Source organism: Nonomuraea polychroma, assembly GCF_004011505.1.
Lineage (GTDB): Bacteria > Actinomycetota > Actinomycetes > Streptosporangiales > Streptosporangiaceae > Nonomuraea > Nonomuraea polychroma.
Map to the genome: position 1 here is coordinate 2,293,023 of NZ_SAUN01000001.1, position 18,241 is coordinate 2,311,263.

The 18,241-nt window shown below is 71.5% G+C and carries 17 protein-coding genes; all 17 read left to right on the forward strand.

The features are described from left to right. The first annotated feature begins 3 nt into the window (after nucleotides 1-3). From EDD27_RS10215 to EDD27_RS10295, 17 genes are read left to right on the forward strand one after another with little or no spacing between them, the layout of a single operon-like run. Entirely contained in the window at nucleotides 4-915 is a 912-nt protein-coding gene (locus tag EDD27_RS10215) for a glutathione S-transferase C-terminal domain-containing protein (RefSeq protein ID WP_127932180.1), read from the forward strand. Then, nucleotides 912-2,231 carry an NtaA/DmoA family FMN-dependent monooxygenase gene (locus tag EDD27_RS10220; protein ID WP_127932181.1) on the forward strand — a complete coding sequence of 440 codons (1,320 nt, stop codon included), beginning with the start codon at nucleotides 912-914 and terminating at the stop codon, nucleotides 2,229-2,231. The genes EDD27_RS10215 and EDD27_RS10220 overlap by 4 nt, the downstream gene beginning before the upstream one ends. After that, nucleotides 2,228-3,394 carry an LLM class flavin-dependent oxidoreductase gene (locus EDD27_RS10225; RefSeq protein WP_127932182.1) on the forward strand — a complete coding sequence of 389 codons (1,167 nt, stop codon included), beginning with the start codon at nucleotides 2,228-2,230 and terminating at the stop codon, nucleotides 3,392-3,394. Before EDD27_RS10220 ends, EDD27_RS10225 begins: the two co-directional genes overlap by 4 nt. Next, the gene (locus EDD27_RS10230) at nucleotides 3,391-4,425 is read left to right on the forward strand and encodes an LLM class flavin-dependent oxidoreductase (RefSeq protein ID WP_127932183.1); all 1,035 of its coding nucleotides are present in this window, start codon (nucleotides 3,391-3,393) and stop codon (nucleotides 4,423-4,425) included. The genes EDD27_RS10225 and EDD27_RS10230 overlap by 4 nt, the downstream gene beginning before the upstream one ends. Then, on the forward strand, nucleotides 4,422-5,510 hold the full coding sequence (locus tag EDD27_RS10235) for an LLM class flavin-dependent oxidoreductase (RefSeq protein ID WP_127932184.1): 1,089 nt from the start codon (nucleotides 4,422-4,424) through the stop codon (nucleotides 5,508-5,510). Before EDD27_RS10230 ends, EDD27_RS10235 begins: the two co-directional genes overlap by 4 nt. Next, nucleotides 5,507-7,105, forward strand: a complete 1,599-nt coding sequence (locus EDD27_RS10240; protein ID WP_127932185.1) for an ABC transporter substrate-binding protein — start codon at nucleotides 5,507-5,509, stop codon at nucleotides 7,103-7,105. The genes EDD27_RS10235 and EDD27_RS10240 overlap by 4 nt, the downstream gene beginning before the upstream one ends. Further along, complete coding sequence (locus tag EDD27_RS10245; RefSeq protein ID WP_127932186.1) at nucleotides 7,102-8,007, forward strand: ABC transporter permease; 906 nt, start codon at nucleotides 7,102-7,104, stop codon at nucleotides 8,005-8,007. The genes EDD27_RS10240 and EDD27_RS10245 overlap by 4 nt, the downstream gene beginning before the upstream one ends. A gap of 8 nt (nucleotides 8,008-8,015) precedes the next feature. Beyond that, a complete protein-coding gene (locus tag EDD27_RS10250) occupies nucleotides 8,016-8,936 on the forward strand; it encodes an ABC transporter permease (protein WP_127932187.1) in 921 nt (306 codons plus the stop codon). Beyond that, nucleotides 8,933-10,516 carry a dipeptide ABC transporter ATP-binding protein gene (locus EDD27_RS10255; protein WP_127932188.1) on the forward strand — a complete coding sequence of 528 codons (1,584 nt, stop codon included), beginning with the start codon at nucleotides 8,933-8,935 and terminating at the stop codon, nucleotides 10,514-10,516. Before EDD27_RS10250 ends, EDD27_RS10255 begins: the two co-directional genes overlap by 4 nt. A gap of 51 nt (nucleotides 10,517-10,567) precedes the next feature. Continuing rightward, nucleotides 10,568-12,190, forward strand: a complete 1,623-nt coding sequence (locus EDD27_RS10260; protein ID WP_206641331.1) for a TIGR04028 family ABC transporter substrate-binding protein — start codon at nucleotides 10,568-10,570, stop codon at nucleotides 12,188-12,190. Continuing rightward, nucleotides 12,187-13,116, forward strand: a complete 930-nt coding sequence (locus EDD27_RS10265; protein ID WP_127932189.1) for an ABC transporter permease — start codon at nucleotides 12,187-12,189, stop codon at nucleotides 13,114-13,116. The genes EDD27_RS10260 and EDD27_RS10265 overlap by 4 nt, the downstream gene beginning before the upstream one ends. Then, nucleotides 13,113-13,901: an ABC transporter permease gene (locus EDD27_RS10270; protein ID WP_127932190.1), complete on the forward strand. Its 789-nt coding sequence runs from the start codon at nucleotides 13,113-13,115 to the stop codon at nucleotides 13,899-13,901. Before EDD27_RS10265 ends, EDD27_RS10270 begins: the two co-directional genes overlap by 4 nt. Continuing rightward, the gene (locus EDD27_RS10275) at nucleotides 13,898-15,481 is read left to right on the forward strand and encodes a dipeptide ABC transporter ATP-binding protein (RefSeq protein ID WP_127932191.1); all 1,584 of its coding nucleotides are present in this window, start codon (nucleotides 13,898-13,900) and stop codon (nucleotides 15,479-15,481) included. The genes EDD27_RS10270 and EDD27_RS10275 overlap by 4 nt, the downstream gene beginning before the upstream one ends. Next, entirely contained in the window at nucleotides 15,478-16,470 is a 993-nt protein-coding gene (locus tag EDD27_RS10280; protein ID WP_127932192.1) for a putative FMN-dependent luciferase-like monooxygenase, read from the forward strand. Before EDD27_RS10275 ends, EDD27_RS10280 begins: the two co-directional genes overlap by 4 nt. Next, a complete protein-coding gene (locus EDD27_RS56395) occupies nucleotides 16,467-17,057 on the forward strand; it encodes a CMD domain protein (RefSeq protein ID WP_127932193.1) in 591 nt (196 codons plus the stop codon). The genes EDD27_RS10280 and EDD27_RS56395 overlap by 4 nt, the downstream gene beginning before the upstream one ends. After that, nucleotides 17,054-17,623 carry an alkylhydroperoxidase domain protein gene (locus tag EDD27_RS56400; RefSeq protein WP_127932194.1) on the forward strand — a complete coding sequence of 190 codons (570 nt, stop codon included), beginning with the start codon at nucleotides 17,054-17,056 and terminating at the stop codon, nucleotides 17,621-17,623. The genes EDD27_RS56395 and EDD27_RS56400 overlap by 4 nt, the downstream gene beginning before the upstream one ends. Then, entirely contained in the window at nucleotides 17,623-18,240 is a 618-nt protein-coding gene (locus EDD27_RS10295) for a VOC family protein (protein WP_127940604.1), read from the forward strand. The genes EDD27_RS56400 and EDD27_RS10295 overlap by 1 nt, the downstream gene beginning before the upstream one ends. The last annotated feature ends 1 nt before the right edge of the window (nucleotide 18,241 follow it).

Here is an 18,241-nt window from a genome sequence, read left to right on the forward strand (position 1 = left end):
CCCGTGTCCACATCCACGCAGACGTCGGCCTACGCGAGCTCCGTCGACCACACCGCGTACGGTTACTACGGCCCTGGCCGCCTGCACCTCTCACCGGGCTGGAACCGCCCGATCTATCCCTTCCAGGGGCGCGTCACCGCCGACGGCTCCAGCGGCTTCCGCGCCGAACCCGGCCGCTATCACCTGTACGTCGCTTGGGTCTGCCCGTACGCGCACCGCGCCGCGATCGTCCGCAAGCTCAAGGGACTGGAGGACATAGTCTCGCTGTCCTACGTGGACGACGAGCGCGACGGGCGGGGCTGGGCGTTCAGGGAACGCCGGGGCCACGACCCGGTCAACGGCTTCACCCTGCTGGAGCAGGCGTACGAGGCGACCGAGCAAGGCTACGGCGGCCACATCTCCGTCCCCGTGCTCTGGGACCGGCAGGCCGGCCGGATCGTCAGCAACAACTTTCCCGACATCACCATCGACCTGGCCACCCAGTTCGAGCAGTGGGCCGACACCTCCGTCGACCTCTACCCGGACGCGCTGCGCCCGGAGATCAACAAGCTCAACGGCTGGATCTACTACGACGTCAACACCGGCGTCGCCCGCGTCGCCCGCTCCACCACCGAGGCCGATCGCGAGCAGGAGCGCCACCGGGTCGTCGCGGCGCTGGAACGGCTCGACGAGCGCCTGGCCGAACAGCGCTTCCTGACCGGGGACACGATCACCGAGGCCGATGTGCGGCTGTGGGTGACGCTGGCCAGGTTCGACTCCGAGCACAATCGCGGCCATCTCATCAGCGAGCGGGAGCTGAGCGACTTCGAACACCTCTGGCCCTACGCCCGCGACCTCTACCAGCGCCCCGCCTTTCGGGAGACGACGGAGGGCCTGCCCGCGACGTGGGACGCACCGCACGGGCGGGGCCGATGACGCGCAAGCAGGTCCATCTGGCGGCCCACTTCCCGGGCGTGAACAACACCACCGTCTGGGCCGACCCGCGCTCCGGCAGCCAGATCGACTTCGCCTCGTTCGTCGACCTGGCCAGGACGGCCGAGCGTGGCAAGTTCGACTTCTTCTTCCTGGCCGAGGGGTTGCGGCTGCGCGAGCTGAAGGGTCGCATCCACGATCTCGACGTGGTGGGGCGTCCGGAGGCGCTCACCGTGCTCAGCGCCCTGGCTGCGGTAACGGACCGGCTCGGACTGGCCGGCACGGTCAACGCGACCTTCAACGAGCCGTACGAGCTGGCCCGGCGGCTGTCCACGCTCGATCACCTGAGCGAGGGCCGAGCGGCGTGGAACGTGGTGACCACCTCTGATGCCTTCACCGGCGAGAACTTCCGCCGCGGCGGCTTCCTCGACCGGGCCGACAGGTACAAGAGGGCCGCCGAGTTCCTCCGCCTGGCGCGCGAGCTGTGGGACTCCTGGCAGCCGGACGCGATCGCCGCCGACCCGGAGACCGGCACGTTCGTCAGGCCGGGCGGGATCGGAACGGTCGAGCACTCCGGCGAGCACTTCACGGTCCAGGGCCGGTTCACCCTGCCACATAGCCCGCAGGGACGCCCTGTGATCATCCAGGCGGGCGACTCCGGCGAGGGGCGCGAGTTCGCCGCCGCCCACGCGGACGTGATCTTCACCCCGCACGGCAGGCTGGAGGACGGTCAGCGGTTCTACGCCGACGTCAAACGCCGCCTGGCCAAGTACGGCCGCGAGCCCCACCAGCTCAAGATCATGCCCGGTGTGACGTTCGCGCTGGGCGACACCGAGGAGGAGGCCGCCGAGAACGCGGCCCACATCCGCCGCCAGCAGGTCGGGCCGCTGACCGCGATCGCGTTCCTGGAGCAGGTGTGGGGTCGTGACATGTCGGCCTACGACCCCGAGGGGCCGCTGCCGGACGTCGAGCCGGACCTGTCGGAAGGCGTCTCCCAGGGCCGGGTGCCGATCAAGGACCGCGCGGCCATGGCGGCCAAGTGGCGGGCGCTGGCCGAGGAGAAGGGCCTGACGATTCGCGAGCTGGTCATCGAGGTGACCGGGCGGCAGACGTTCATCGGCACGTCCGAGGCTGTGGCCCGGCTGATCGACGAGCACGTGCAGGCGGACGCCGCTGACGGGTTCATCCTCGTGCCGCATCTGACGCCAGGCGGGCTCGACGAGTTCGCCGACCGGGTGGTGCCGCTGCTGCAGGAGCGCGGCGTCTTCCGTGCCGACTACACCGGCACGACCCTCCGTGACCATCTGGAGCTCGCATGACGTTGCACCTGGCCGTGGCGCTGGACGCCGCAGGCTGGCACCCCGCCGCCTGGCGGGAGTCCTCGCCGGCCGTCTTCTCGGCGGGATACTGGGCGGCGCTGGTGGCCGAGGCCGAGCGCGGGCTGCTCGACTTCGTCACCATCGAGGACGCGCTCGGGCCGCAGTCCACGCTGCCCGACGGCTTCGACGACCGTACCGACCAGGTGCGGGGCCGGTTCGACGCTGTGCTGCTCGCCGCCCGGCTGGCCCCGCCCACCACCCGGATCGGGCTGGTGCCGACCGCCACGACCACCCACACCGAGCCGTTCCACGTGGCCATCGGCATCGCCACCCTCGACCACGTCAGCGGCGGCCGGGCGGGCTGGCGGGCTCAGGTTTCCCCGCGGGCCGCCGAGGCGCGGCACTTCGGTCGCAGGGAGTTCCCGCCGGTCGACCAGATCCTGAACCGGCCGGGCGGCGTGGACCTGTCCACCGATCCTCACGTGCGCGACCTGTTCGCCGAGGCCGCCGACGCGGTGGAGGTGGCGCGGCGGCTCTGGGACAGCTGGGAGGACGACGCCGAGATCCGCGACGTGGCCACCGGGCGGTTCATCGATCGGGACAAGCTCCACTACATCGACTTCGCCGGGCGGTTCTTCTCGGTCAAGGGGCCGTCGATCACGCCGCGCCCGCCTCAGGGGCAGCCGGTGGTGACCGCGCTGGCGCACGCGCGGCCGCCGTACGAGTTCGCCGCGGGCGGCGCCGACGTCGTGTACGTCACGCCGCACTCGGCCGAGCAGGCCCGCGCCATTGTCGAGGAGGTCAGAGGGCTCTCCGGGGACGTGAAGATCTTCGCCGACCTGCTCGTCTTCCTGGGCGAGGACGCGGCGCGGCGCAAGGCACGGCTCGACGAACGGGACGGGGCCGAGCTCGTCTCCGACGCCGCGATCTTCACCGGCACCGCAGGGGAGCTGGCCGACGTGCTGCTGGAGTGGCGGCGGGCCGGGATCCAGGGGTTCCGGCTGCGGCCCGGCGCGCTGCCGTACGACCTGACGCAGATCGCCCGGGGGCTGACCGCCGAGTTGCGCGGGCGCGGGGCGTTCCGGCACGCGTACGAGGCCGCCACGCTGCGCGGGCTGCTCGGCCTGCCGCGCCCGGTCAGCCGCTACGCGGAGGTGTCATGAAATTCCTGCTCGTTACGTTGATCGTGCATAACGACGACCGATCGCCCACCGAACGGTTCCGCGAGGTCGTCGAGAACGCGGTGCTCGCCGAGGACCTCGGTTTCGACGGGTTCGGCGTGGGGGAGCGGCACGAGCGGCCGTTCATCTCCTCCTCGCCGCCGGTGGTGCTCAGCCACATCGCGGCCAAGACGTCCAGGATCCGGCTGTTCACCGCGGTCACCACGCTGAGCCTGCTGGACCCGGTGCGGGCCTACGAGGACTGCGCCACGCTCGACCACCTGTCGGATGGCCGGCTGGAGCTGATCATCGGCAAGGGTAACGGCGCCGCGCAGGCCCAGTTGTTCCACGTCACGGCCGAGGACCAATGGGACAGAAACCGCGAGTCGTACGAGCTGTTCCGCCGCCTCTGGCGGGAGGACAAGGTCACCTGGGAGGGCCGGTTCCGGCCATCGCTCACCGAGGCCGAGACCTGGCCCCGCCCACTGCAGCGGCCGATCCGCGTCTGGCACGGCAGCGCCACCAGCAAGGAGTCGGTGGACCTGGCCGCCCGCTACGGCGACCCGCTGTTCTCCGCCAACGTCACCAACCCCATCGACCCGTACGCCGAACTGATCGACCACTATCGGGAGCGCTGGGCGCACTACGGGCACGACCCGGCCGACGCGCTGGTGGGAGCCGGGACGGCGGGTTACTACGCGGCCAAGACCTCGCAGGAGGCCATCGCGACCTACCGGCCGATCTACGAGGCACGCGTGGCCTTCCAGCGCACGCTCGGCCTGCCGATCGTCTTCCCGACCCTGGAGGACGCCATCGAGCGCAGTTCGATCCTGGTCGGCAGCCCGCAGCAAGTCATCGACAAGGTGCTGCGCTACCACAAGCGGTTCGGGCACGAGGTCATGCACCTGCACGCCGACGCCGACGGCCTCACACCGAAGCAGCACCGGGACGCGCTGGAGCTGTTCCAAACCGAGATCGCGCCCGCGCTGCGGGCGGAGATCCCCAGCAGGCCGTTCCCCGGAGGTACCGCGTGACGCTGTCCATTCTCGACCTCGCCCCCATCACCTCCGGCGGCAACGCGGGTGACGCGCTCCGCAACACCATCGACCTGGCACGCAAAGCCGAGGAGTTCGGCTACAGCCGCTACTGGCTGGCCGAGCACCACTTCGCGCCCGGCGTGGCCAGCTCCGCCCCGGCCGTGCTGATCGCCCTGGTGGCGGCCGCCACGTCCACGATCCGGGTCGGGTCGGGGGCCGTGCAGCTCGGGCACCAGACGCCGCTGTCAGTGGTGGAGCAGTTCGGGCTCATCGACGCGTTGTACCCGGGCCGCATCGACCTCGGCATCGGCCGGTCCGGCCGGCGCCGCGCCGAGCTGGCCAAGGACGCCTTCGAGCCCAAGGACGCGAGGGTCGTCGACGGGCTGCTCATCCCGCCGCCGTTCGACTGGTCGAAGCTCGCCAAGCACCCGCACCTCGCCCACTACGCGACCCTGCTCCAGCAGCCGGGCGCGCAGACGCCCGACTTCGCCGACCAGATCGACGACGTGCTGGCCTTCCTCAACGGCACGCACGACGCCCACGCGGTGCCCGGCGAGGGCGCGGACGTGCAGGTGTGGATCCTCGGCAGCAGCGGCGGCCAGAGCGCGCAGGTCGCCGGCGAGCGGGGGCTGCCGTTCGCGGCCAATTACCACGTCAGCCCCTCCAGCGTGCTGGAGGCGGTGGAGGCGTACCGGGAGGCGTTCAAGCCGTCCGACGTCCTGGAAGAGCCCTACGTGATCGTGTCGGCGGACGCGGTCGTCGCCGGCGACGAGTCCACGGCCCGCGAGCTGGCCAAGGGGTACGGGCTGTGGGTCCGCAGCATCAGGACCGGCGCGGGCGCGATGCCGTACCCCACGGCGGAGGAGGCCGACGCGCACGTCTGGACCGCCGCCGACCGCGAGCTCGTCAAGGACCGGCTCGACACGCAGTTCGTCGGCTCGCCGGAGCAGGTGGCCGAGCGGCTGCGGGTGCTGCGCCGGGTGACCGGAGCCGATGAGCTGCTGGTCACCACCATCACCCACGATCATGTCGACCGCGTGCGCTCGTACGAGCTGCTCGCCGAAGCCTGGGAACGCCCGTGAAGCGCCTGACGCCCGCCCTGCTGGTTCTCACGCTCGCCGCCTGCGGCGCGCCGACCGCTCAGACCGTACAGAGCACCTCGCTGACCTGGGCCATCGAGACACAGCCGATCACCCTGAACCCGCAGCTGTGGGCGCAGAACAAGGTCAGGCTGCTGGTGTTCAACCAGTTCGACGCGCTGCTGTCGAAGGCCGAGGACGGCACGTTCCGGCCCTGGCTCGCCAAAGCGTGGCAGGTGTCAGACGACGGACTGACCTACACCCTCGACTTACGGGACGACGTGACCTTCCACGACGGCACGAAGTTCGACGCCGCCGCCGTCAAGGCCAACCTCGACCAGTTCCTGGTCCCCGGCTACAACCCTGCGGTGGCCGCGATCCAGCTCAAGGCCTTCGACAGGGCCGAGGTCGTCTCGCCGTACCGGCTGAAGATCATGCTCAAGGAGCCGGACGGGCTGTTCCTCGACTTCCTCGCCTCGCCCTACGCCGGGCAGGTGTCGCCGAAGTCGCTCAAGAGCGCCAAGGACCTCAAGTTCGGCGGGCCCGACCTGGTCGGGACCGGGCCCTTCATCCTCGACCGGTACGTCCAGGGCCAGGAGCTCCACTACCGCCGCAACCCCGCCTACAACTGGCCGCCCGCCGGCGCGGCCCACCAGGGCCCCGCCCACCTGTCCGAGATCACCTACCGGTTCCTGGCCGAGGCCGCCGTCCGCGTCGGCGCGCTCACGTCCGGCCAGGTGCAGGTCATCGAAGGCGTCCCCGCCACCGAAGTCAACCTGATCAAGAAGGACCCGAACCTGGCCCTGCAGGCGTCGCTCAACTCCGGCACCGCCTACTCCTACTACTTCAACACCTCACACGCCCCCTTCGACGACCAGCGCGTACGGGAGGCGTTCCGCCAGGCCGTGGACGTGGACGCCGTGCTGAAGTCCGTCTACCAGGGCACCGCCACCAGGGCGTGGAGCATCGTCGGCAAGAAGAGCCCCTTCTACGACGCCACCCTCGAAAACACCTACGGCGGCGACGTGGCCAAGGCCAACGCCCTGCTCGACGAGGCGGGCTGGAAGCAACGCGACGCCGAGGGGTTTCGGGTCAAGGCCGGCAGGCGGCTCACCGTGCGGGAGGTCGCCTCCGCGCCGTTCGTCCGGGACCGGCGGGACATCCTCGCCCAGGCCATCCAGGCGCAGGTCAAGCAGAGCGCCGGCATCGACTTCCAGGTCAAGATCGTGGACCAGGGCACCGCCCAGAAGGCCCTGGACGAGAACGAGTACGAGCTCTTCGGCAACTCCCGCGGCGACTCCGACGTGGGCGCCGCGCTCAACCTCATCCTGCCGGCGAAGGGCGCCATCAATCGCACCCGCTTCGCCGACCCGCAAGTGGACAAGTGGCTCGCCACCGCCTCGGCCACCTCCGACCAGGCCGAACGCAAGGAGCTGTACGCCAAGGTGCAGCAGGCGGCAGTGCGGGAGAAGGCCATCGTGTTCCCGCTGTATGTGCCGGCCGACCAGATCGCCGCGCACAAGAGCGTCCAGGGACTCGGCTTCGACCCCTCCTCCGGCACTCCGGCGAGCGCGTACGACGTGCGGATCGGCACATGATCAAGCGACTGGCCACCGGGCTGGCCGTGCTCTGGGCCGCGGCGACCGCCTCGTACGTGGCGCTGCTGCTGGCTCCCGGCGACACCGTGGACATCCTGGTGGGCGACGGCGCGGACACGCCGGAGATCCGGGCCGGGATCGTCGCCGAGTGGGGGCTCGACCGACCGCAGATCGTGCAGTACCTGGCCTACCTGTGGCGGCTGCTCCACGGCGACCTCGGCCGCTCCTACCAGCAGCAACGTGGCGTCGGCGAGATCCTCGCCACCCAGCTCGGGCCGACCGCCCAGCTCACGCTCGCGGCGGCGGCCACCGGTGTGGCGCTCGCGGGGGTCATCGCGGTCGTCACGGCGGGCAGAGGGCGGTGGCTGCGCGGCGCCGCCTCCGCGGCCGAGCTCGTGTCGGTGTCGGTGCCGCCCTTCCTCATCGGGATCGTGCTGCTGTCGGTGTTCTCGTTCACGCTCGGCTGGTTCCCGGTCTCCGGGGCGCAGGGGCCGCAGGCGCTGGTGCTGCCCGCGCTCGCGCTCGGCCTGCCCATCGCCGGCGTGCTCGGACAGGTGCTGCGCGGCGGGCTCGAACGGGCGCTGGAGCAGCCGTTCGCGGTGACGGCGAGGGCCCGCGGGCTCACCGAGCGCGCCCTGGTCGCCCGGCACGCCCTGCGGCACGCGTTGATCCCCGCGGTGACATTGGCCGGGTGGTTCACCGGGACGCTGCTGGGCGGCGCGGTGATCACCGAGGTGCTGTTCGGGCGGCCGGGGCTCGGCCAGGTGGCGATGCAGGCGGTGACCGGCCGGGACATGCCTGTGGTGATGGCCGTCGTGCTGCTGTCGGCGGTCGTCTACGTGATCATCAGCACGCTGCTCGACCTGGCCTACCGCGTCATCGACCCGCGGATACGAGGGTGACCCGGGCGATGCGCGTACTCACCCGCAGGGAATCCCGCCCCGACCGGAGGATCCTGCGCACTTGGCACGCCACTCGCTCGAGTCCGGCCTGGCCCGCCCGGCCGGCTTCGAGCGGGTCAGCCGCGGCGGACCTCCTGCGCCGGCTGGTGCCGGTGGCCTTCCTCGGCCTCCTCATCGTGGCCGTCGCGGCGCCTGGGCTGCTCACGGACGCCGACCCGCTGGCCGCCGACCCGCTGAACGCGCTCGCCCCGCCCGGCGGCGCCCACTGGTTCGGCAGCGACCACCTCGGCCGCGACGTGCTGGCCAGGGTCGTCTATGGCGCCCGCCACTCCATCAGCATCGGCGTCGCCGCCACCGCCCTGGCCGTCACCGCCGGCGTGCTGCTCGGCCTGGCCGCGGGGCTGTCGCCGAAATGGCTGGACGAGGTGCTGGCCCGCTCGTTCGACGTGCTGTCCACCCTGCCCGAGCTGCTGCTCGCCCTCCTCGTCGTGGCCATCACCGGCCCGGGCACCGGCAACGTCATCGTCGCCATCGCCGTCGCCCAGATTCCCAACTACGCCCGCGTGATCCGCGCCGCGACCTTCGTCGTCCGCCACTCCGGATACGTCGAGCAGGCGCTCACCTTCGGCCGCTCCCGTCTGGCGATCATCGCCGGGCACGTGCTGCCCAACGTGCTCGGCCCGATCCCCGTGCTGGCCACCATCGGCCTCGGCCAGGCCGTGATCGCCAGCTCCGGGCTCAGCTTCCTCGGCATGGGACCTCAGCCGCCGGCCGCCGAGTGGGGCGCGATGCTCTCCGAGGCCCGCAACTACCTGCGGGTCGCCTGGTGGGAGGCACTCTTCCCGGGCCTGGCGATCACGCTCACCGTCGTCTGCCTGACCGTCGTCGGGCGCCGTCTGCAACGCCGCTTCGAGGGGAGAACATCATGACCTCGCTGGTTACCGTGGAGGACCTGCGCGTGAGCTTCGGCCACGCCGAGGTCGTACGCGGCGTCTCCCTGGCGGTCGAGTCCGGCGAGTGCGTGGCCATCGTCGGCGAGTCCGGCTCCGGCAAGAGCGTCACGGCACGGACCCTGCTCGGCCTGACCGGACCCGGCTCGACCGTGCGGGCCTCGGCCTTCCGCGTCTCCGGCCGGGACGCCCTCGCCTTCACCTCCGGCGACTGGCGGCGGTTGCGCGGCGGGTTCGCCGGGCTCGTCCTGCAGGATGCGCTGGTCTCGCTCGACCCGCTGCGTACCGTGGGCGCCGAGATCGCCGAGGTGCTCACCGTGCACGACGTCGTGCCCCGGGCCCGCCGCGCGGACCGGGTGCTGGAGCTGCTCGACGCGGTGGGCATACCGGATCCGGCGACCCGGGTCGGGCAGTACCCGCACCAGCTCTCCGGCGGGCTGCGGCAGCGGGCGCTGATCGCCTCCGCCATCGCCGCCGACCCCGAGCTGATCATCGCCGACGAGCCCACCACCGCGCTCGACGTCACCGTCCAGGCCCAGATCCTGCGGCTGCTCGCCGAACGCAAGGCCGCCGGGACCGCGATACTGCTGATCAGCCACGACCTGGCCGTCGTCGGCTCGATCGCCGACCGCATCCTGGTCATGAAGGACGGGCAGGTCGTGGAGGAGGGGCCCGCCCGGGAGGTGCTGGCCGCGCCCGCGCACGACTACACCTGCGCGCTGCTGGCCGCCGTCCCGTCCGCTGCCTCCCGCGGCACCCGCCTCACCACCGGGACCCCGCGCACCCGCCCCGCCCGCGGCTCCTCGGTCCAAGTCCTCGCCGGAGCCGGGCTCACCCGCTCCTACGGCCCGCGCCGCGTCGTGGACGACGTCTCCTTCGCCCTCGACCAGGGCGAGACCTTGGGCGTCGTCGGCGAGTCCGGCTCGGGCAAGACCACGCTGGCCCGACTCGCCCTCGGGCTGCTCGAACCCGACACCGGCCAGGTCACCCTGCACCAGCGGCCATGGAGCCACCAGCGCGAACGCGCCCGCCGCCCCCTCCGCCCCAGAATCCAGCTCATCTCCCAGAACCCGCTCGACTCCTTCGACCCCCGCCACACCGTTGGCCGTCTGATCGCCGAACCACTGCGTCTGCCTCGGGCGGAACGCGGCGAACGCGTACGCGACCTGCTCGCCCGCGTCGGCCTACAGCCCGAGACGGCCGCCCGGCATCCCCGTGAGCTGTCCGGCGGCCAGCGCCAGCGCGTCGCCATCGCCCGCGCCCTCGGCCCCCGCCCCGACGTGCTCGTCTGCGACGAACCCGTCTCCGCGCTCGACGTGTCCATCCAGGCCCAGGTCCTCGACCTGCTCGCCGACATCCAGGCCGAGTGCGGCACCGCGATGGTGTTCATCTCCCATGACCTGGGCGTCGTCCATCACGTCGCCGACCGCGTGCTGGTCATGAAGGACGGCCGGGTGGTGGAGGAAGGCGACGTCGAGCACGTGTTCACCCGGCCCCGCCACCCCTACACGCGCGCGCTGGTCGCCGCCGTACCCCGCATGCAATTCTCCACAATATAGGTAGGTTATAGTGGCTTTAGGGCCACAAACGTTCAGAAAGGCAGTACCCCCATGTCTCCATCCAGGCCGTTGCTCACCGCCGTCATGCTCACCGTCGTGGGCCTACTCGGCGCCTGTGGCGGCGGGGGAGCTGCCGAAACCGCGGCAGGCGACGGCAACAAACCGGTCTACGGCGGCACTCTGACCTATCTGGAGCATCAGCCCCCGACCTGCCTCTACCTACCCGCCGCCGGCTTCTATCCCAACGGCGGCATCCTCAACCAGATCACCGACAAGCTGACCTGGCAGGACCCCGAGACGCTGAAGATCGAGCCGTGGATCGCCACCAAGTGGGAGATCAACGAGGACGCCACCGAGTACACGTTCCACCTGCGCGACGGCGTGACCTTCAGCGACGGCAGCCCGCTCGACGCCTCCGCCGTGGCGGCCAACTTCAACGTGTACGGCCTGGGCGACCCCGAGCTCAAGCTGCCCGTCGCCGAGTTCGTCAACAACTACGAACGCAGCGAGGTCGTCGACGCCAAGACGGTGAAGTTCCACTTCGAGAAGCCCTCGCCCGGCTTCCTCCAGGGCACCTCCGTGATCGGCGCCGGCCTTGTCTCCAAGAAGACGCTCTCCCTGCCGTACGAGCAGCAATGCCAGCTCAAGAACATCATCGGCTCAGGCCCCTTCACCCTCAAGAACCAGATCGTCGACAAGGAGGTCGACCTGGCCGCGCGCAAGGACTACAACTGGGCCCCGCCGTCGTCGCAGCACCAGGGCCGCGCGTACCTCGACGAAGTCAAGATCATCGTCACGCCGGAGGACAACGTGCGGGTGGGTGCGCTCATCTCCGGCCAGGCCGACATGGTGCGCTACGTCCAGGCGTACGACGAGAAAACCGTCAAGGATGCGGGCTTCCAGATCTACGCCGAGCCCACCCGGGGCGTGAACAACGGCCTCTACCTGCGGCCTGCGAACAGCATCCTCAAGGACGTCGACGTGCGCAGGGCGCTGCAGGCGGGCACGAACGCCAAGGAGGTCGTCGACACCCTGTTCACCGCGAGCTACCCGGTCGCCACCTCCGTGCTCAGCCACCTCGCCCAGGGTTATGTCGACCTGTCCAAGGAGCTCGCCTACGACCCGGACCAGGCCAACGCCCTGCTGGACAAGGCGGGCTGGGCGCGCGGCGCCGACGGGATCCGCGCCAAGGACGGCGTGAGGCTGCAGCTCGGCGTGTTCGTCTCCGGTCCGCAGCCGCTGTCGAAGCAGACGCTCGAACTCGTCGCCCAGCAGTGGGCCAAGCTCGGTGTGAAGCTGGAGATCCGCCCCGCCGACGCCGGCACGCAGGCCGTGGACATCAAGAACGCCGAGAAGACCGCGATTCAGCACGGCATGGTCGGCCGCGCCGACCAGGACGTGATCAAGAGCCACTTCCACAGCCAGAACCGCGACGTCATCCTCCACGAGGACGAGAAGCTGGACCGGCTGCTGGAGGAGGAGTCCGCCGAGCCCGCCGTGGCCGCGCGCAACGCCAAGGTGGCCGAGATCCAGCGGTACGTGATCGAGCAGGGTTACGCGATCCCGCTGTTCGAGGAGCCCCAGGTGTACGGCGCCGCGCCGCACGTCAAGGGCGTGGCCTTCGAAGCGGTCGCCCGGCCCTGGTTCTACTCGGTGTGGAAGTCGCAGCAGTGACGCGATACCTCCTGTCGAGGACCGGCCAGGCGGCGCTCGTGCTCTGGGCCGCCTTCACGGCGAGTTACGTGCTCCTGCAACTGCTGCCCGGCGACTCGATCCTGATCAAGTTCCAGAACCCCGAGCTCGGCCTGTCGCCGCAGCAGATCGCCGAGATCCGCGCTTACTACGCCGGCGGCTCGCCGATCGGCGACTACCTCCGGACCCTGTTCGGCTTCGTGACCGGCGGCCTCGGCTACTCGATCGACACCGGCACCCCCGTGATCGAGCGGCTGGCCGAGGCGCTGCCCGAGACGGCCCGGCTCGCCTCGGCCGCGTTCCTGCTGGCGGTGCTGATCGCCGTGGTGATCGCTTTCGTGGCCAGCTACAGCAGGACTTCGTGGCTGCGGGGCGCGCTGCTGTCGGTGCCGTCGGTGTTCATCTCGGTCCCCGCGTTCTGGCTGGGCATCCTGCTGATCCAGGTCTTCTCGTTCCGGCTGAAGCTGGTGCCGGTGATCGGCGGCGGCGAGCTGCAGCAGCTCATCCTGCCCGTGCTGACGCTGGCCGTGCCGATCTCGGCGCCCATCGCGCAAGTGCTCGCCCGGAGCATCGACCAGGTGTACGCGCAGCCGTTCGTGCCGGTCATCGAGGCCAAGGGCGCCACGCGGTGGTGGGTCCTGTGGCGGCACGTGGCCCGCAACGCCGTGCTGCCGACGCTGACCGTGGCCGGGCTGACGTTCGGCGAGCTGATCGCGGGCTCGGTCGTGACCGAGACCGTCTTCGGCCGGGCCGGCATCGGCCGGTTGACCGAGCAGGCCGTCAACGCGCAGGACACCCCGGTGATGCTCGCGGTCGTCGTGCTCGCCGCAGCCGTGTTCGTGCTGGTCAACCTGGTCGTGGACGTGCTGTTCCCGATCCTCGACCCGCGGCTGAAGGCGGCTGCGTGAAGGGCGGAGTGGTTCTCGCGTGGGCGGTGCTCGGCCTGGCGCTGCTCTGGGCGGTCGTGCCCGGGGTGTTCACCGGCTACGACCCGATCGCGGGCGTGCCTGCTGAAAAGCTCCAGGCGCCGAGCGCGGAGCACCTGTTCGGTACCGACGCTGTCGGGCGCGACGTGTTCGCCCGGGTGGTGCACGGTTCGGTGCACTCGCTGTCGGGGGCGCTCGTGGCCGTGGCAGTGGGCCTGCTGCTGGGCACGTTGCTCGGGCTGCTGGCCGGTGCGGCAGGCGGGTTCGCCGACGCGGCGGTCATGCGGGTCGTGGACGTGCTGCTGTCGGTGCCCGGCCTGCTCCTGGCCCTGACGGTGATCATCCTGCTCGGGCCCGGCACGGTGAACGTGGCGATCGCGGTGGGCATCGGCTCGGTGGCAGCCTTTGCCCGGCTGGCGCGCGCCGAGGTGGTGCGGGTCCGGCGCGCCGACTACGTGGAGGCCGCGTTCGGCAGCGGCGGCACGTTCCCGGCCGTGTTGTGGCGGCACGTGCTGCCGAACTCGCTGGGCCCCGTCATCGCGCTGGCCGCCCTGCAGTTCGGCGCGGCCATCCTGGCCATCTCGACCCTCGGCTTCCTCGGGTATGGCGCCGAGCCGCCCACCCCGGAGTGGGGGCTGCTCATCTCCGAGGGCCGCAACTACCTGGCCACGTCGTGGTGGCTGACCACGCTGCCCGGCGCGGCGGTGGTCGCGGTGGTGCTCGCCGCCGGCCGCATCAGCCGCTCGATCGGAAAGGAACGAGCATGAGCCTGCTGGACATCCGCGACCTGGCGGTCTCCTACGACGGCAGGCGGGCGGTGGACGGCGTCTCCTTCGCGATCGAGCCGGAGGAGGTCGTGGCCGTCGTCGGCGAATCGGGGTCGGGCAAGTCCACCACGGCGCACGCGATCATCGGCTTGCTGCCCGGCAACGCCACCGTGGACGCGGGTCGGATCGGATTCGGCGAGGTGGACCTGGCCGGCTGGTCCGAGCGCCGCCTGCGGTCCGTCCGCGGCACGCAGATCGGGCTGATCCCGCAGGACCCCGCCAACTCCCTGGACCCGGTCAAGACCATCGGCGCCCAGATCGGCGAGGTGCTGCGCATCCACGGTCACCGTGATCAGCGCTGGGACCGCAGGACGATCCGCCGCCGAGTCCTCGACCTGCTCGCCCGCGTCGGCCTGCCCGACCCGGAGATGCAGGACCGCCGGTACCCGCACGAGTTGTCCGGCGGCATGCGCCAGCGCGTGCTCATCGCCATCGCGATCGCCCTGCGCCCCCGGCTGATCATCGCGGACGAGCCCACCAGCGCACTGGACGTCACCGTGCAGCGGCGCATCCTCGATCTCCTCGACGACCTCCGCACCGAGTACGGCACCGCCGTGCTGCTGGTCACCCACGACCTCGGCCTGGCCGCGAGCCGGTCGGACCGCCTCGTGGTGATGAAGGACGGCCGCATCGTGGAACAGGGGCCGACCGCCGCCGTGCTGGCCGCCCCCGAAGGGGACTACACCAAGCGGCTGCTGAACGACGCTCCCGCCCTGTCGGCGCGGCCGTTCCTGGACCCTCCGGGCGAGCCTCCCGAGGCCCGGCCGGCGACGGGGCCCGCGATCGTGGTCCGCGACCTGGTCAAGGAGTTTCGCGTGGGGCGGCGCCCGTTCCGCGCCGTGGACGGGATCTCCTTCGAGGTTGCGCGCGGCACCACGCACGCGCTGGTGGGCGAGTCCGGCTCCGGCAAGACCACCACGGCCAGGCTGGTCGTGCGGTTCGCGACGCCCACCTCGGGAACGGTGACCATCGCCGGGGCGCCGGACGATCGGCGCTTCCGCCGGCACGTGCAACTCGTCTACCAGAACCCGTACGGGTCGCTCGACCCGCGCCAGTCCATCGGGAAGATCGTGGAGGAGCCGCTGCGCAACTTCAAGCTCGGCGACCGGGCCACCCGCCGCGCCCGGGTCGCCGACCTGCTGGAGCGGGTGGCGCTGCCGAAGGACGTGCTGGCGCGCCGGCCGCGGGAGCTGTCCGGCGGGCAGCGGCAGCGGGTGGCCATCGCCCGCGCGCTGGCCGCCGAGCCTGAGGTGATCGTGCTCGACGAGGCGGTCTCGGCCCTCGACGTCACCGTACAGGCGCAGATCCTCGACCTGCTCGAACAACTCCAGCGCGACCTGGGGCTGACCTATCTGTTCATCTCGCACGATCTGGCCGTGGTGCGCCAGATCTCGCACACCGTCTCCGTCATGAGCAAAGGACGCATCGTGGAAACCGGAACCACCCGGCAGGTCTTCACCGAGCCCCGGCACGACTACACCCGCGAGCTGCTGGCCGCGATCCCGGAGCGGGTGCGATGAGGCTCGGCTTCTTCACCCGGCTCCTCGACGACGTGCCGCCGGGGGAGCGCTACCGGCTGGCCGCCGAGCAGATCGAGCACGCGGATGCCTGCGGGTTCGACACGGCGTGGGTGGCGCAGCACCACTTCGACGGCGAGGAGGGCGGCCTGCCCGCGCCGCTGGTGTTCCTGGCCCACGTCGCCGCGCGGACCGGTCGCATCCGGCTCGGCACCGGCATCATCACGCTGCCGCTGGAGCATCCGGTGCGGGTGGCCGAGGACACGGCGGTACTGGACCTGCTGACCGGCGGCCGGCTGGAGGTGGGCGTGGGCGGCGGGGGCACGCCGTCGTCGTTCGCGCCGTTCGGGCACGACAGCGCCGACCGCGCGGCTCTCTACGCCGAGCACCTGTGGGTGCTGCGCCGCGCCTGGTCGGGGGAGGACCTCGGCGGCGGCAACCGGCTCTACCCGCCCGCGCCCCGGCTCCTCGACGCCGTGTGGGAAGCCACGTTCTCGGTCGCGGGCGGGGCTCGGGCGGGGAGGGCGGGCCACGGGTTGATGCTGTCACGCACCCAGCCGCGGCCCGCCGAGAACCCGCAGGCGACGCTGGCCGACATCCAGCTGCCGATTGTCGACGCCTACCACGAGAACCTGCCGTCCGGCGTCGGGCCGCGCATCGTGGCCTCGCGGACCGCGTTCGTCGCCGACAGCCGGGCCGAGGCGCTGCGCTACGCCGAGCTCGGCCTCGGCCGGGGCAGGTTGCCCTTCGAACTGCCCGAGGGCGGTCTCGACAGCCGCATCGCGGCCTTCGACGTGCACCTGGGCACCCCGGAGGACGTCATCGAGAGCCTCCGGGCCGACCCGACGCTCGACCGGGTCACCGACCTGGTCTTCCAGGTGCACTCGGTCGACCCGCCGCACCCGCTCGTCATCCGCTCGATCGAGCTGCTGGCGACCGAGGTCGCGCCCGCGCTCGGCTGGCTTCCCTCCACAGAATTGAGCACGAAATGATCAACGATGTCATCGACCACCTGGCCGGGATAACACCCGGCTCCCCGCTCGACCGGCTGCGCGCCCGGCGGCCGGGCGCGCGCGAGCACGCCCAGCGCAGCTTCGACGCGCTCTTCACCCCGGACGACGACAGCGACGTCACGCTCGTCGAGCGGGACGCGATCGCGGCCTTCGTGGCCGGGCTGCACCAGGACGCCGAGATCGCCTCCTTCTACGCCGACCGGCTGGCCGAGCTCTCACCCGGCCTGCTCAAGGCCGTGGAGTCCGAGATCGAGGCGGGCGGCACCACCGGTCCCTACGGGGTCTACCCGGACGGCGGCCCGCTGGCGAAGGAGAGCGACGAGGGACTGCGCTACCGGGCGCGGAACCCCGCCGACCTGGGAGTCCGGCTCGCCGCTGCGTTCGAGCACGCCCACCTGCTCGTGTTCCGGCCACGTGAGGCTCGGGAGGGCGATCTGGACGCTCTGGCCCGAGCGGGCTGGAGCGCCACGGCCATCGTGACGCTGTCGCAGCTCGTCGCCTTCCTCACCTTTCAGATACGCGTGGTGGCCGGGCTGCGGCTGCTGCGGAAGGGATCGGCCTCATGACCGGATTCACCCAGGACCAGCTCGGCTGGGAGCCTTGGCTTGCGCCCCTGACGGCCGACGAGCTGACTGACGAGCACTACGAAGCGCTGGTCGACAAGGCACGCGCCGCCTCCCCGTACTTCCTGCTGCTCGCCCGCGATCCGGATGTCCTGCACGCCCGCACGAAGACCGACGTGGACATCTTCTACAACGCCGACAGCGGGCTGCCGCGCGCCGAGCGCGAGCTGGCCGCCACCGCGACCTCGCGCCGCAACGGCTGCGTGTACTGCGCGTCCGTGCACGCCCGCTTCGCCGGCCACTACTCCAAACGCCCCGACGACGTGCAGCGCCTGCTGGACGAGGGCGTCGGTGCGCCGCAGGAGGGCACCTGGCGGGCCGTCGTCGACGCCTCGGTGGCGCTCGCCGCCACGCCGGACGAGTTCGGTCCGGAGCACGTCGCCGCGCTCCGCGCCGCGGGGCTCGATGACCTGGCCATCAGCGACACCATCCACGCCGCCGCGTTCTTCAACTGGGCCAACCGGCTCATGCTCTCGCTCGGGGAGCCCACCCAGGAGGCCGGCCAGTGATGGAACCCCAGCTCGACCACCTTGTCTACGCGGTGCCCGACCTCGCGGCGGGGGTCGCCGACTTCGCCGAGCGCACCGGGATCCGCCCTGTGCCCGGCGGCAGACACCCCGGAGGCACCGCGAACTACCTCGTCCGCTTCGGTCCTACCTCCTACCTGGAGATCATCGGCCCGGACCCGGAGGCGTCCGCACGGCCCCGGGCGTTCGGCCTGGAGACCCTGACCGCGCCGCGGCTCGCGGCCTGGGCTGTGCGCCCCGGGGACATCGACAAGGCGGTGCGGCAGTCCCGTGAGCAGGGCTACGACCCCGGCGACGTGCAGCCCCTGTCCCGGCGCACCCCTGCGGGCGTGCTGCTGGAGTGGCGGCTCACCCGGCGCGAGGATTCGGCGGCGGTCAGGCCGGTGCCGTTCCTCATCGACTGGGGCGACACACCCCACCCCGCCTCCTCGGACCTGCCCCTGTTGAGCCTGACCTCCTTCTCCGCCGTGCACCCCGACCCCGACGCTCTGCGGCGCGACCTGGCCGCCCTCGGCGTCCGGCTCGACATCTCACAAGAACGCGAGCCGGCGCTGTGGGCCGTCATCGACACCCCGCTCGGCCACGTGACCCTGCGCTGAC